The 14,512-nt window shown below is 61.7% G+C and carries 11 protein-coding genes and 1 tRNA gene; 7 read left to right on the top strand and 5 right to left on the bottom strand.

Features of this window, described 5'->3' with window-relative positions:
* Genes ACWTU9_RS12875 through ACWTU9_RS12860 form a run of 4 tightly spaced genes read left to right on the top strand, consistent with a single transcriptional unit; the run spans window position 1 to window position 4,729 of the window.
* Window positions 1-1,578, top strand: coding sequence for an ABC transporter ATP-binding protein (locus tag ACWTU9_RS12875; protein WP_455858588.1), 1,578 nt, complete (start codon window positions 1-3; stop codon window positions 1,576-1,578).
* A complete protein-coding gene (locus ACWTU9_RS12870) occupies window positions 1,575-2,690 on the top strand; it encodes an ABC transporter permease (protein ID WP_455858587.1) in 1,116 nt (371 codons plus the stop codon). The genes ACWTU9_RS12875 and ACWTU9_RS12870 overlap by 4 nt, the downstream gene beginning before the upstream one ends.
* The gene (locus tag ACWTU9_RS12865) at window positions 2,690-3,610 is read left to right on the top strand and encodes an ABC transporter permease (protein WP_455858586.1); all 921 of its coding nucleotides are present in this window, start codon (window positions 2,690-2,692) and stop codon (window positions 3,608-3,610) included. Before ACWTU9_RS12870 ends, ACWTU9_RS12865 begins: the two co-directional genes overlap by 1 nt.
* Before the next feature lie 51 nt (window positions 3,611-3,661).
* Window positions 3,662-4,729 (top strand): BMP family ABC transporter substrate-binding protein, encoded by a 1,068-nt coding sequence (locus ACWTU9_RS12860; RefSeq protein ID WP_455858585.1) that lies wholly within the window; start codon window positions 3,662-3,664, stop codon window positions 4,727-4,729.
* A 45-nt stretch (window positions 4,730-4,774) separates the two neighbouring features.
* Here the strand turns inward: ACWTU9_RS12860 and ACWTU9_RS12855 are convergent, their stop codons facing one another.
* Window positions 4,775-5,875, bottom strand: coding sequence for an acyltransferase family protein (locus tag ACWTU9_RS12855; RefSeq protein WP_455858584.1), 1,101 nt, complete (start codon window positions 5,873-5,875; stop codon window positions 4,775-4,777).
* A gap of 236 nt (window positions 5,876-6,111) precedes the next feature.
* Between ACWTU9_RS12855 and ACWTU9_RS12850 the strand changes: the two genes are divergently transcribed.
* A complete protein-coding gene (locus ACWTU9_RS12850; protein ID WP_455858583.1) occupies window positions 6,112-6,555 on the top strand; it encodes a hypothetical protein in 444 nt (147 codons plus the stop codon).
* Window positions 6,556-6,606: 51 nt separating this feature from the next.
* Here the strand turns inward: ACWTU9_RS12850 and rimO are convergent, their stop codons facing one another.
* From rimO to ACWTU9_RS12830, 4 genes are all read right to left on the bottom strand, one after another.
* The gene (gene rimO, locus ACWTU9_RS12845; protein WP_455858582.1) at window positions 6,607-7,920 is read right to left on the bottom strand and encodes a 30S ribosomal protein S12 methylthiotransferase RimO; all 1,314 of its coding nucleotides are present in this window, start codon (window positions 7,918-7,920) and stop codon (window positions 6,607-6,609) included.
* Between the two features lie 134 nt (window positions 7,921-8,054).
* Window positions 8,055-8,714 carry a TerC family protein gene (locus tag ACWTU9_RS12840; RefSeq protein ID WP_454575134.1) on the bottom strand — a complete coding sequence of 220 codons (660 nt, stop codon included), beginning with the start codon at window positions 8,712-8,714 and terminating at the stop codon, window positions 8,055-8,057.
* A 146-nt stretch (window positions 8,715-8,860) separates the two neighbouring features.
* On the bottom strand, window positions 8,861-9,268 hold the full coding sequence (locus tag ACWTU9_RS12835; protein ID WP_454590031.1) for a DUF930 domain-containing protein: 408 nt from the start codon (window positions 9,266-9,268) through the stop codon (window positions 8,861-8,863).
* 2,308 nt (window positions 9,269-11,576) lie between these two features.
* Window positions 11,577-11,666: transfer RNA gene (locus ACWTU9_RS12830), tRNA-Ser, on the bottom strand.
* 370 nt (window positions 11,667-12,036) lie between these two features.
* Here ACWTU9_RS12830 and ACWTU9_RS12825 point away from each other — a divergent pair.
* A complete protein-coding gene (locus ACWTU9_RS12825) occupies window positions 12,037-13,242 on the top strand; it encodes a septal ring lytic transglycosylase RlpA family protein (RefSeq protein ID WP_455858581.1) in 1,206 nt (401 codons plus the stop codon).
* Between the two features lie 98 nt (window positions 13,243-13,340).
* On the top strand, window positions 13,341-14,507 hold the full coding sequence (locus tag ACWTU9_RS12820; protein WP_455858580.1) for a D-alanyl-D-alanine carboxypeptidase family protein: 1,167 nt from the start codon (window positions 13,341-13,343) through the stop codon (window positions 14,505-14,507).
* Window positions 14,508-14,512: the final 5 nt, after the last annotated feature.

Raw genomic sequence — 14,512 nt, 5'->3', positions numbered from 1 at the left:
ATGGGAGGCACTGTGAGTGCAGATCACAATGGAGCGAACCTGCTTGAGGTTCGTGGCCTGACCAAGATATTCGGCACGCTGACGGCGTGCGATCATATCGACCTCAACATCGCCAAGGGCGAGATACACGCGCTGCTCGGCGAAAACGGCGCCGGCAAGTCGACGCTGGTCAAGATGCTGTTCGGTTCGCTGGAGCCCAATTCCGGAGAGATTTTCTGGAACGGTGACGCCGTCCGCATCACCAGCCCGGGTATGGCGAAGAAGCTCGGCATCGGCATGGTGTTCCAGCACTTTTCGCTATTCGAAGCGCTGACCGCGGCCGAGAACATCGCTTTGTCGCTGGACGACGGCTCGCCGATCAGCTCGATCGCCGCCAAGGCGAGGGCGCTTTCCTACAGCTACGGCCTGCCCCTCGACCCGGATTCGCTGGTCGGCGATCTCTCGGTCGGCGAACGCCAGCGCATCGAGATCATCCGCTGCCTCTTGCAGACGCCCCATCTCATCATCCTCGACGAGCCGACCTCCGTGCTGACGCCGCAGGAAGCCGACAAGCTGTTCGAGACGCTGGAGCGCCTGCGCTCGGAGGGGAAATCCATCCTCTACATTTCGCACCGGCTGGAAGAGGTCAAACGCATCTGCGACCGCGCCACCGTGCTGCGTCACGGCAAGGTCGTCGGTCACTGCAACCCGCGCGAGGAAACCGCTTCTTCGCTGGCCCGCATGATGGTCGGCAACGAGGTGAAAGCCGTGGTGCGCGCGCCGGCCGAAGGCATCGAGACCGCCGCGCCTCTGCTCGAGATGCGTGCGCTCAGCCGAAAGCCGGCGACGCCGTTCTCGATCCCGCTGAAGAACATCAACCTCACTGTGCGCGCCGGCGAGGTGATCGGCATTGCCGGTGTCGCCGGCAACGGCCAGGGCGAGTTCTTCGAATCCGTCTCCGGCGAGGTGCTGCAGCAGGACGCCGCGTCCGTGCGCATCCGTGGCAAGGATGCAGGCGGCCTCTCGATCACCGGCCGGCGGCTGATGGGCGCCGCCTTTGTGCCGGAAGAACGCCTCGGCCACGGTGCGGCGCCACGCATGAAGCTTTCGGAAAATCTGCTCCTGTCGCGCCACGCCACGGACGGCAAGGTCTTTGTCGGCACCGGCGGCGCTGTCAAGAGCGGTGCGGTCTATGCCGCCGCCCAGCGCATCATCGTGGCGATGGACGTGCGCAAGAGCGCGCCCGATCCGGAAGCCGCAGCACTTTCGGGCGGCAATCTGCAGAAATTCATCGTCGGTCGCGAACTCGACCGCAGCCCTGCCGTCATGGTCGTCAACCAGCCGACATGGGGCGTCGACGCCGGCGCTGCCGCCCATATCCGCCAGGCGCTGATCGAACTGGCGCGCAGCGGTTCGGCTGTCCTGGTCATCAGCCAGGACCTCGACGAGCTGTTCGAAATTTCGGACGCGATCGCCGTCATGCACAATGGCGAACTGTCGAAACCGCTGCCGATCGCCGAGGCCACCTTCGAAAAGATCGGCCTGTTGATGGGCGGCGCCGAGCCCGGCCACGCCGAACACACGCTGGAGACGGCATGATGCGCCTCGAACTCGTCAAACGCCCACAGCGCTCGATTCTGTTTTCAGCGCTGTCGCCCTTCATCGCCTTCGGCCTGACAATCATTGCCGGCGCGATTCTGTTCGCGCTGCTCGGCGTCAACCCGCTGACTGCCTTCGAGATCTACTTCATCGAGCCGATCAGCCAGGTCTGGCAGCTGCATGAGCTGGCGATCAAGGCAGCACCGCTGATCCTGATCGCGGTCGGCCTGTCGGTCTGCTACAAGGCCAACATCTGGAACATCGGCGCCGAAGGCCAGTTCATCCTCGGCGGCATTTTCGGTTCGATCATCCCGGTGTTGTTCCCGCAGTTCGAGGGACCGCTGGTTCTGCCGCTGATGCTGTTGTCCGGCATGGTTGGCGGCGCCCTTTATGCCGCCATTCCGGCCTTGCTGAAGACGCGCTTCGGCACCAACGAGATCCTGACCAGCCTGATGCTGGTCTACGTCGCCCAGCTCTTCCTCGATTGGCTGGTGCGCGGTCCTTGGCGCGATCCGCAGGGCCACGGCTTCCCGCAGACGATCCAGTTCAATGACTCGGCCATTTTGCCCGAGCTGATGCCGGATGCCGGTCGCGCCAATTGGGGTTTTGTCTTTGCGCTGATCGCCGCCTTGCTGATCTGGTTCCTGATGAGCCGCCTGCTCAAGGGTTTTGAGGTCCGCGTGCTCGGCTCCAGCCCGAGGGCAGGGCGCTTCGCCGGCTTCGGCCTCAACCGCATGGTCTTCTTCGCCTTCCTGCTGTCGGGGGCGCTGGCGGGGCTTGCCGGCATCTCGGAAGTCTCCGGCGCCATCGGCCAGCTGCAACCGGTGATTTCGCCCGGCTACGGCTTCACCGCCATCATCGTCGCCTTCCTCGGCCGGCTTAATCCGCTCGGCATCGTCGCTGCCGGCCTGGTGCTGGCGCTGACGTACCTCGGCGGCGAAGCCGTGCAGAGCGCGCTCGGCATCTCCGACAAGGTCGCGCGTGTGTTCCAGGGCATGCTTTTGTTCTTCGTGCTCGGTTGCGACACGCTCATCCACTATCGCATTCGCCTGGTCGGCATGGCGCTGGCGCCGAAACTCGAAGCCGCGCCGAAGTTGAAGGAAGCTCGCTGATGGACATCACCATCAACATCCTTTTGACCATTGCGACAGCGGCGACGCCGCTGCTGATCGCGGCGATAGGCGAACTGGTGGTCGAGCGCTCCGGCGTGCTCAACCTCGGCGTCGAAGGCATGATGATCATGGGCGCCGTCGGCGGTTTCGGCGCCGGCTATGTCACGGGATCGCCCTGGATCGGCCTGCTGGCGGCGATCGCCATGGGCGCGGTGTTCTCGCTGCTGTTTGCGGTCATGACGCTGTCGCTCGCCACCAACCAAGTGGCGACTGGCCTGTCGCTGACGCTGCTTGGCCTCGGCCTGTCCGGCATGATGGGGACGAGCTTTGTCGGCCAGCCCGGCGAAAGGCTGCCAAATCTCTCTATCCCGGGGCTTACCGACATTCCTGTGGTGGGCAGGCTGCTGTTCGGCCAGGACCCGATCTTCTACATCTCGATTGCGCTCACCGCCGCCGTCATGTGGTTTCTGTTCAAGACCCGCACCGGTCTGACACTACGCTCGATTGGCGACAGCCACACGTCGGCGCACGCGCTCGGCATCAAGGTCATCCGGTACCGCTATCTCGCCGTGATCTTCGGCGGCGCCTGTGCAGGACTTGCCGGCGGCCACCTGTCGCTGGTCTACACGCCGCAATGGGTGGAGAACATGACCGCAGGGCGTGGCTGGATCGCACTGGCGCTGGTCGTGTTCGCCTCCTGGCGGCCGTGGCGGGTGCTGGCCGGAGCCTACATTTTCGGCGCAGTGTGGATCGGCCAGCTTCATGCACAGGCTTTTGGCATTCCGGTGCCTTCGCAACTGCTTTCTTCTCTGCCCTATCTGGCAACCGTCGTGGTTCTCGTTCTAATCTCGCGCAACAAGCGTCTGACGATGATGAACACGCCGGCTTCCTTGGGGCAGCCATTCGTTCCGGATCGTTGACAACAAAAACAAACGGGGAAGCTCCAAGGCTAAACTCAGAGAGGTAACACAATGAAAAAACTGCTTATTGCGTTGATGACCACGACCGCCGCCATGTCACTGGCGGCGTCGGCGCAGGCTGCCGACAAGCTGAAGGCGTGCTGGGTCTACACCGGCCCGATCGGCGATTTCGGCTATTCCTACCAGCACGACCAGGGACGGCTCGAGGTGGAAAAGGCGCTCGGCGACAAAGTCGAGACCGCTTACCTCGAAAACGTCTCGGAAGGCCCCGACGCCGACCGCGCTTTCGAGCGCCTAGCGCGCGAAGGCTGCAAGATCATCTTCGGCACCTCCTTCGGCTTCATGGATCCGGAAGTGAAGGTCGCCAAGAAGTTTCCCAAGGTGATGTTCGAGCATGCCACCGGCTACAAGACCGGTGACAATCTCGGCATCTACAATGCGCGCTTCTATGAAGGCCGCTATGTGCTCGGCCAGATCGCCGCCAAGGAATCGAAGGCAGGGGTCGCCGGCTACATTGTGTCCTTCCCGATCCCCGAGGTGGTGATGGGCATCAACTCCTTCATGCTTGGTGCGCAGTCGATCAACCCGAACTTCAAAGCCAAGATCGTCTGGGTGAATTCCTGGTTCGATCCGGGCAAGGAAGCCGATGCTGCAAAGGCGCTGTTCGACCAGGGCGCCGACATCATCGTCCAGCACACCGATTCCACCGCAGCCTTGCAGGTGGCGGAGGAGCGCAAGCTGCACGGCTTCGGCCAGTCCTCGGACATGATCAAGTTCGCGCCGAGCGCGCAGCTGACATCGCTGACCGACGAATGGGGACCGTACTACATCAGCCGCGTGCAGGCGGCGCTGGACGGCACCTGGAAGCCGGATAACGTCTGGCTCGGCATCAAGGACGGCGCCGTCAAGCTGGCGCCCTTCACCAACATGCCCGACGACGTGAAGGCAATGGCCGAGGCAACCACCAAGAAGATCTCCGATGGATGGAACCCCTTCACCGGACCGATCGCCAAGCAGGACGGCACGCCGTGGCTCAAGGACGGCGAAGTCGCCGATGACGGCACGCTGCTCGGCATGAACTTCTACGTGAAGGGCGTCGACGACAAGCTTCCGCAGTAAGCCCAGGGAATACAAAACAAAAAGGGCGCCGCATGGCGCCCTTTTTCATTTTGCGGGCTGTGCACTTGTGCCGCGAAACCGCGCCAGCGCGATATCGAGCACGCGGCCGATCCATGTCTTGGCCTTGCGCCGGGCCGGCCGTTCAAAATACCGCCAGATCGCCCAGGAAATCAGAGCCATCGTCGCTATGCAGCCCAAAGCAGCAGTCCATTTGCCGACCAACGGGGCTGCGGCATTGATGGTGATGTAGCCGATTTTCTGGTGCAGGAGATAAAGCGGGTAGGTCAGCCCGCCCAGCGCCAGCGTCAGTGCGGACGGCACGACATAGCTGCGCAGCAGGATCGCGCCGATCAGCAGGGAATGCATGACGAAATTGGCGATCAGCAGATGCGGCTGCAAAACGGCAATGCCATATTCGTTCAGCATCCACTGCTGCGTCACGGACAACGTGCTGCAGGACAGAAGGAAGGCGGCACCGAGCAGCAGCAGGGCCGGCAACGAACGACCATGCGCATGGATGTGGTGGACCAGCACGCCTGCGGCAAAGAACGGACCGAACTCGGTAATGAACAGCAGCCTTGCCGCACGGCTGTCGATGAAGAACTCGTTCAAGGCTGCAATCGCCAGCCAGATCAAGATCAGCCCAAGCTTCCATTTCTGGAAAACGCCGCCGATGAGCGCCAGCGTCACCCATCCATAGAACACCAGCTCGAGCAGGATCGACCAGTAGACGCCGTCCATGAAGGGCTGGCCCAAGGCCGGCGCAAACATCGACAGATTGGCGGCGTACTGACCGAGCGAGGTTGCAAACAGCGGTGCGCCGAAAGCCATGAAAACGATGAAGGTGATGGTTATGCACAGGAGGTAGCCAGGATAGAGGCGCACGAAACGCGCGATGGCAAACTCGTGCCAGAAGCGGCCCTCCGCCGACCAGGCAATAACAAAACCGCTGATCAGGAAGAAAAGATTGACGCCGAGATAGCCGTAGAGCGCGAACGGCGCCACGGCCGGATAGCCCTCGGCGAGCGCGCCGTCGGCGGCAGCACCCCGAAAGAAATAATGGAAGAAAACCACAGCCAGCGCCGCCGCCAGCCTCAGCAGGTCGAGCGTCGCGATGTAATCCTGCCGGGCAGGTCTGTCGTCCATGCGGGGCCTCTGCGTTTACGACCCGGAAACCATAACGCAGGTCGCATCCAAACAGGGTAAACGGCAGCGAATATCACGAAATTTGGTAAATGGCGACGCAAGCATCCAACCGGGCATACTGTCCGCGATATGCCTCCGTGATCCCCTTCACAGACGAAATTGCTTTTTACTTGCATGCTCATCTCGCGGCCTGACGAAATCGGCCGGCGTTACTAATTTGAGCAGGAGAATGTCTTATGCAATTGAGCAAAAAACTCTTAGCCATTATCGGTAAGCGTATTCCAGCCATTTATGACGTCATTCCGCACGGACCACAGTGGAGGTTCGCGCAAATCGCACTCAATCCTCAGCCGCTCCCGCCCCACGAACTGGGCGCCGCGATCGCCGACGAATTCTTTCGCGGCGCGTGGTCCGCCGAGCGAGGCGGGCTCGACATGAAATCGGTGCTGGGCGACCTCGACGACTGGTGCCCGACGCGACCGAAGATCCCAAAACTTCCGCCATGGTGGCCGCCAATTCCGGAGCCCGAGCCGCACCCTGAATGGTTCGTCGACTTCCATTTGGGATTTGCCGCGCGCCTCTCGGTCGTCGCAACCCAAGCGGCGGGCATGCGGCTGGACAAGACCCTCAATCAGGCGATCGATCGGTCCCTGGCCGCAATGGAATCGGTCAAGCTCTGACGAAACGCCACTCAGCCTAAGGGCGTCGGGGAGGCGCCCTTTTGGCGTTTCCTAGACCGCCGACCCGTAGAGGTCGTAGGCGTCTGCACGGTCGATCTTGACGGTGACGATGTCGCCTTGGCGCAACGGGCGGCGCGACTGGATGTGCACCGAACCGTCGATCTCGGGCGCATCGTATTTGGTGCGGCCCTTGGCCGAGGTGCCATGCGCCTCGTCGATCAGCACCGGCAGGCGCCCGCCGACCTTCTTGGCCAGCTGCGTCGCCGAGATCTTCTGCTGGCGCTGCATGAAGCGGTGCCAGCGCGCTTCCTTGATCTCCTGCGGCACCTGTTCGAGGCCGAGATCGTTGGAGCGGGCGCCCCGGACCGGCTCGTATTTGAAGCAACCGGCGCGGTCGATCCTGGCTTCGTCAAGCCAGTCGAGCAGCATCTGGAAATCCTCTTCCGTCTCGCCGGGGAAGCCGACGATGAAGGTCGAGCGGATCGCGAGGTCCGGACACACTTCGCGCCAGCCGCGAATGCGCTCCAGCGTCTTTTCGCCATGCGCGGGCCGGCGCATGTTCTTCAGCACCTGCGGCGAGGCGTGCTGGAACGGAATATCCAGATAGGGCAGGATCTTGCCCTCCGCCATCAGCGGAATGACGTCGGCGACGTGGGGGTAGGGGTAGACATAGTGCATACGCACCCAGATGCCGAGCTTGCCCAGTTCCTCCGACAGGTCGAGGAATTTCGCCCGCACCTCGCGGTCGCCGAACGTCGATGTCTGATACTTGATGTCGATGCCGTAGGCGCTGGTGTCCTGCGAGATGACCAGCAGTTCCTTGACGCCGGCCTTGGCCAGTTTCTCGGCCTCGCGCAGCACATCGGCCGCCGGCCGCGAGACAAGATCGCCGCGCAGAGCGGGAATGATGCAGAAGGTGCAGCGGTTGTTGCAGCCTTCCGAAATCTTGAGATAGGCGTAGTGGCGCGGCGTCAGCTTTACGCCCTGCGGCGGTAACAGGTCGATATAGGGATCGTGGCTCGGCGGTGCGGCCTCATGCACCGCAGCCATCACACTTTCATAGGCTTGCGGCCCGGTGATGGCGAGCACATTGGGGTGCTTTTCGCGGATCACATCCGGCTCGGCGCCGAGGCAGCCGGTGACGATGACCCGGCCGTTTTCCGAAAGCGCCGAACCGATGGCGTTGAGTGACTCGTCGCGGGCTGAATCGAGGAAGCCGCAGGTGTTGACGACGACGAGGTCGGCGCCGTCATGCTTGCGCGCGATCTCATAGCCTTCGGCGCGCAGACGCGTGATGATGCGCTCGGAATCCACAAGGGCCTTCGGGCATCCAAGGCTGACGAAACTCACGCGTGGGGCGGACATAAAGCGTTTTCCGGTATTTTCAGGATTGGCGGCGCAGTACCATACTTATTGCGGCAATGGTATGGGCACGCCCTTCATGCGGCAAAACGCACGGTAATTGCCGTCGAAACAGGCTCAATATTGCGGAAAGCGCTTCAACTCACCGCGTTGGTGACATGCGGCGCGACTTCCACGATGCCGCGATAGACCATGTCGATCGCGACATAGAGAATGATCAGCAAGCCGACATAGGCGATCCAGCGATAGCGATGCAGCAGCTTGGCGATGAAGCTCGCGGCGAGGCCCATCAAGGCAATCGAGAGCACCAGGCCGATGACCAGAACCGGGAAATGATCGCGCGCGGCGCCAGCGACGGCCAGCACATTGTCGAGCGACATCGAGACATCGGCGACGACGATCTGCAGCGCTGCCTGGCCTAGCGTCTTGCGCGCCTTGCCGACTGCCACGGTCTTGTCGCCGTCGAGATCGGCATTGGCCAGCGCCTCGGTCGCCTCCTGCTCCTCGGCATGGGACGTCCGCAACTCGCGCCACATCTTCCAGCACACCCACAACAGCAGGATGCCGCCGGCCAGAAGCAGGCCGACGATGGCAAGCAATTTGACGGTGATCGCGGCGAAGAGAATACGCAGCACGGTCGCCGCCAGCACACCGATGAGAATGGCTTTCTTCCGTTGCTCGACAGGCAGGCCTGCTGCGGCAAGGCCGATGACGATGGCATTGTCGCCGGCAAGCACCAGATCGATGGCGATGACCTGAAGGAGGGCCGTCATGCTTGCAGCGCTGAAAATGTCCATCGACCGGAGGCCCTTACTGTTCGCCGCGTGCTCGTCGTCGAATATGCCGACGCCCTAACGTGTATGGTTCCCGGGCGTCAAGAGAGCGCTACAAACAGCGCCGAAAAACCACAGGAATGGGGAAGAGGCGTTCTGCCTGAGAGAACTTAGTCGTAGAGATTGTACTTCGCCCAGTCGGCTTCCGGGATCTCGTCGCCGATGCGATAACGGAACTGCAAGACCTCCATATGGTCCGGCGCCGTCTCGCATTTGAACTTCAGCCGGTACCATTGCCCCTTGCTGCGGAAGGCAGCGCCGGAACTCTTGATAGCGTCGGCGCTCATCTGCGGCGTCGCAAAGGCGTAAGCGACCACCCGATCAGCCTTGTAGTTGCGATCGTCATGGCTGATGCGGTCGAGAACCTCGGCGTCGCATCTCTGTTCCAGCCGGGTCTGCGGATCGAGTTTCAGCAAACCGGCGCGCAAGGCGGCGTCCATGGCATAAGCCGGCCAGGCCAGCGTTACCGAGGCCATGGCCGCAAGGAATAGTTTCTTCATGGGCGGGAGAACCAGCATATTTCGGTTCAAAAATCAACCGGAGTGCCGATCGGGATCCACTCAGGACAGCGCGCTGATGGCAGCTTTTCACATCCCCAGTATCGGGATACGCAATCCACGCTGGCAGGCCCCGGCCGAGCAGATAACTACCCGGCCACACGATTCACTGCCCTCCACGAGGACGTTGATATCTCAAACCAGTTCGCTCAGCAGGTCGCCCTCGATTTTCGCTTGCGGGATTTGCGGCGCGCGTGGTGCTGAGGTCGTCCGCGCCAAAAGCCGTCCGTAGAATAGGTGACCCACCAGGCGGCCCGACAGAGTCCGTTGGGGTGAATTCGACTTACCGCCGGGCCTAACCGACTCGGGGCTGGCGAGCCGGCTGATGCCACCCTAATATTAGCAACTCTGCAATAGAACCCGGCGCGGACGTTTTCCCCAGATCAGACCTTACTTGCAGTCCCATTTCGGGAAACAATTGCTGGCATCAGTCTTGCTGCATAGATCTTTGCCGGCTGACCCCGGTCCTGATCGCGTATTCTGATCAGGTCGTAGGCTCGCCGGGCTTGAGGCTGTTGGGGTCTTCGCTCGGCGAGTTTGTCACGCGCGTCACGAATTGCCCTTCGTATCGCTCTCAACATCGAGGGCGCAGGCGAACGGCAATGGCTGGGGCCGGCGCCCTCCTTTTGACACTGAACAAACCAGAGGGCGCCGAGCCTTTTACCGACGGCGCTTTGAGGGAAGCGCGCCGAGTAGTGAGTGTACCGCTCTCGCTAGAGTTGTGGGAATACAGCCTTTTGGACGATGGTCCGCAGCGAACGCCGGTGAAGATGGCCGGCGCCGAAAGGGCGCTTGTTGGGGTGCCTTAGGTGGGGGACGCCGGCCATGGCGGAAAATGGTCCGCCGCCAAGATAGGCTAACAGACGGGCCGCAGTTGCATATGGTGTGATCGCGGAAGAGACGGTGACCTTGCCGCTCGGGAGCGCGCCCGCGGCCCAGCGCGTCTTGTAGCAGGGCGGCCCAGCGGCATGGTCTAGGGGACTTGCGGCGGCTGCTGCTGGGCCTGACCAGTCTGGCTTGAACGAGGCGCGGTGCTGGCTGACTTAAGAATGAGCGCAAGCTGCTTTGAAGGCAATCGGCGTCGTCTCATACGTTCGCTTCTGCAGCCTCAGCCAATGTGCTTAGTGGCGACCTGCGGCCGATCTAAATTTTGCGGGTCGCCCGCTTGGAAAAAGGCCGGCGCTGCTTGGGAGGTTGCCTGATCAGCGCCGGCAGGGCGGTCGGTCCGCAGTAACTCAGCGATACCTGATTCTTGACGTGACGTCATACGTCGGGCTTGATCGCGGGGCCTGGCGCTTTCCAACGTCAGCTTGGGGCTGCTGCGGCTGCGCTCGGCCAGGCGGGCCAAAAATGATCAAGGAAGCGTCCCATGCCCGGCGCTCCTACCTCAAATTGATGAGGACCAAGGTCTCAGACTTACTCGCGCAAAGGTCTAATTGACCTGTTCGGTTCCGGCAATGTCCATTGGACGTTCCGTAGTTTAGCGATTGCGCATAATGGTCGTCGCCCCACTAGGTCAGCAACCTACCTCATTCGACCATCTTGCATTCCGGATTCGGCCTTGACTCCATCGGTTGCGGTCCGCTTCAGGGGAAACGCTCAAAGCCCATGGTTGACGAGGAAGAAGAGGTGACCAGGATTGTGCAAGAAACAAGTGTGCTTCCGCCTTGAAGAAGCCCGCCACCGTTAGGCGGCAAGAAGGAGAACGAACTTGGACACCTTATTAGCGCTTGCCGCACTGGCCATATCTCTGCTTGCTCTCGGTATGTCGTTCTACTTTTGGAAGCGCCAGTTTCGCCCGATGGTAACGGCTACAGTTAAAACTCATAGCGGCGGGGAACCATGGGATCGCCTATAAGCTCGTCGTGCTGAATTCCGGGTCAATTCCCGAGACAAATATCCGCCTCATCGTTTACGACCGAGCGGGCTCAAAGCGGCGCTTGGAGCCGGTGCTAGTGAGGATGACCAAAATCGGTGGCTGGCGGCGATGTTTCCGATCCGCATTGTGTAACATGACTGGTTCGGCGCCGAGTACGATTCCGACCCACTTAATATGCTGCAGATTGCCGACTCCGACCGCTTCACCGCTCCCCACCGGTAAAAAAGTCGCATTTGCGAGGCGCTCAGACGGAGCCTTTCCGCGCTTTAGTTAGCCCCAAATGTTACCTAACTTTACATCCCCTTGTCGAGTTTGCAGTTTTCAGCATGTGGGCAACGGTTATGGCGAGGCTCTAAAGAACCATCTAAGTTATTGATTATACTTTGATTGTGGCGGAGGGAGTGGGATTCGAACCCACGGTGGGCTTGCACCCACGCCGGTTTTCAAGACCGGTGCCTTAAACCGCTCGGCCATCCCTCCGTCGTGATTTTTCAATCACTTGCGCGCTCGTCCTGATCGCCGCTCCCGGCTGCCGGAAGCAACAGCGAAAGGTCGATCATGTGCGTTCATTGCTCTAGTGTGCTCGGCAAAGCCGTGTCAACCGGCATGGGTCAGTCCGTCTGGGCAAAATGGACAGCGGTCGAGTCCAGACAGCCCTATTTCTCAGGTCCATCGCCTTGCCACCGCCGCCACAATCCTGCCCGGTTCCGGACACAATCGATTAATACGCTGCTAAACAATTCCTGCGCACAAGGGGATGGGGATTGGCGCGTCGCAGGCATTGCAGTTCTGGCTTCGCCGAGATTCTAGAAGCGGCGCCTGTGTCGAGACGGTAGGGGACATCTGAAACATGCAGACCACGACGCATCGGCGTCTTCGTCGCGCTCCTGCTTTGGTCTTGTGCGCTCTTTCGGCTGTGTTGCTGGCCGCGTGCGCGTCGCCGCAGCCCAAGGCCATGGTCGACACCCGAAAGCCGCGCTCGAAGGAATATTTTGCCGAGACCGAGTATGGCGTGAAGGCCAGCCCGCGCGTCCAATATATGCGGCGCGGCGGCGGCCGCGACCAGTTGGGCAAACCCTATCAGGTGCGCGGCAAGTGGTATTACCCCAAGGAAGACAAGCGCTACGCCAAGGTGGGTCTCGCCTCCTGGTATGGCGACGCCTTCCACGGCCGTCTCACAGCCAATGGCGAAGTCTATGACATGACGCATCTGACGGCGGCGCATCCGACCATGCCGCTGCCGAGCTACGCCCGTGTCACCAACCTCGAAACCGGCAGTTCGGTTATCGTGCGCGTGAACGACCGCGGCCCGTACCATGAAGGCCGCATCATCGACGTTTCGGAGCGTGCCGCCCAGATGCTCGACTACGCAAACGTCGGCACCGCCAAGGTCAAGGTCGAATATGTCGGCCGCGCTCCGCTCGATGGCGACGACGATCAGTATCTGATGGCGTCCTATCATCCCGGCAACCGGATACCGGACCCGTCGGACGGCTTGCCGACCGGCGTCATGGTGGCGATGAACGGACCTTCGCCGAGCCTGCCGGTTGGGGCGGCCGCCGTGCCGTTCCCCGGCCAGCTGACCAATTCCGGCACCGAAGCACAGCCGGTGATGTCGGTGCAGGCGCCGGCTTTCGGCGATGTGACACTGCCTGAATTCGGGCCGATCGTGCCTCAGCGGCCGGAGACGCCCTTCGCCGTGGCTTCGCTCTCCTATGCGGATGAACGCGTGCAGCGCGCCGACGTCTTTGCCGCACTCGATGACCAAGGCATGTCGCCGGCCGACATCCTGCAATCGTGGAAGAAATCCAACCCGCAGGCGGTGCCTGCCGTCTCCGACTATGTCGCGGCGGGCTCCTTCGACGATGCGGCCGAGGCTAAGCGGGTGGCTGAAGCCCTCAAGCCCTTCGGCAGGACCGAAATCCAGAGCACCGAACTCGACGGCAATGACTGGTACGCGGTCAATCTTTATCCGGATGGCCACGGCAATGTCGACGATCTCCTGCGCGCAGCATGGTCGCACGGCGCGCCGGACGCGCTGGCTGTGCGCAACTGATCAACAAGGCCGGCTTTGCCATTGCGCGGTTGATCCGCCGGGAAGAAGCCTGATAGCTTTGCAGCACGTTTCCTGCAGGCCAACGGGTCGAGCCTCTCATGCGATTTCGCCTTGTCCACCCTTTTGCCGGGCTTTTGGGTCTTGGCCTTTTGTTGGCGTTGCTGGTTCCGGCCAACGCGCAGCTTTTTGAGACCAAGGCCACGCAGGCTTTCATGATCGATGCCGAAACCGGCACGGTGCTGTTTTCCAAGGATGCCGACCAGCCGATTCCGCCGGCCTCGATGGCCAAGCTGATGACCATGGAAATGGTCTTCAACGCCATCAAGTCGAAGCGCATGACCCTCGACGACACCTTCGTGGTCTCGGAGAACGCCTGGCGCAAGGGCGGCGCCCCGTCTGGAACGTCGACCATGTTCGCCAAGCTCAAATCGGCGGTCCGGGTCGAGGACCTGATCCAGGGCGTCACCATACAGGCCGCCAACGACGGCTGCATGGTGCTGGCCGAGGGCATGGCGGGCTCCGAAGAGAATTTCGCCGCGCAGATGAACGATCGCGCCCGCCAGATCGGACTGGCGAAATCGACATTCGTCAATTCGACAGGCCTGCCGGCCGATGGCCAGCAAACGACGGTGCATGAACTGGCGCAGCTCGGCCTGCATATGTGGCGCGAATACCCTGATCTCTATCTCTATTATGGCGGGCCCGATTTCACCTGGAACAAGATTACGCAAAGGAACCGCAACCCGTTGCTGGCCATGGGCATCGGTGCCGATGGACTGGTGGTTGGTTCAAGCGAAGCGGGCGGTTTCGGCATTGTCGGCTCGGTCAGCCATGACGGCACGCGGGTGATCGCAGCAATGAGCGGATTGGCGAACGACCGCGCGCGCGCCGAGGAAGCGCGAAAACTGCTCGAATGGGGCGTCCGTTCCTTCGAGAAGACCGAGATTTTCGCCAGCAATGAAGTGGTCGGCGAGGCCCAGGTGTTCGGCGGCGCCAAATCCGGCGTGGCGCTGAAGGCGAAGGCGCCGATTAACGTGCTTTTGCCGATCGCCAACCGCGACAAGCTGACGGCCAGGATCGTCTATCTGGGACCGGTATCGGCGCCGGTGGAGGAGGGCCAGCCCGTCGGTGTGCTGCGCATCTGGATCGGCGACACGCTGAGCCAGGAGACGCCGCTTTTCGCCGCCGAATCGGTCGGCGTCGGCACGCTGCCACAACGCGCGTTCGATGCCGCCAGGGAACTGGCCGTGGGCTGGCTGCGTTAAAGCAG

Source organism: Mesorhizobium sp. 128a (assembly GCF_053848025.1).
Note: the sequence above shows the minus strand (reverse complement) of the source record. Positions and strands in the feature narration are given on the sequence as shown.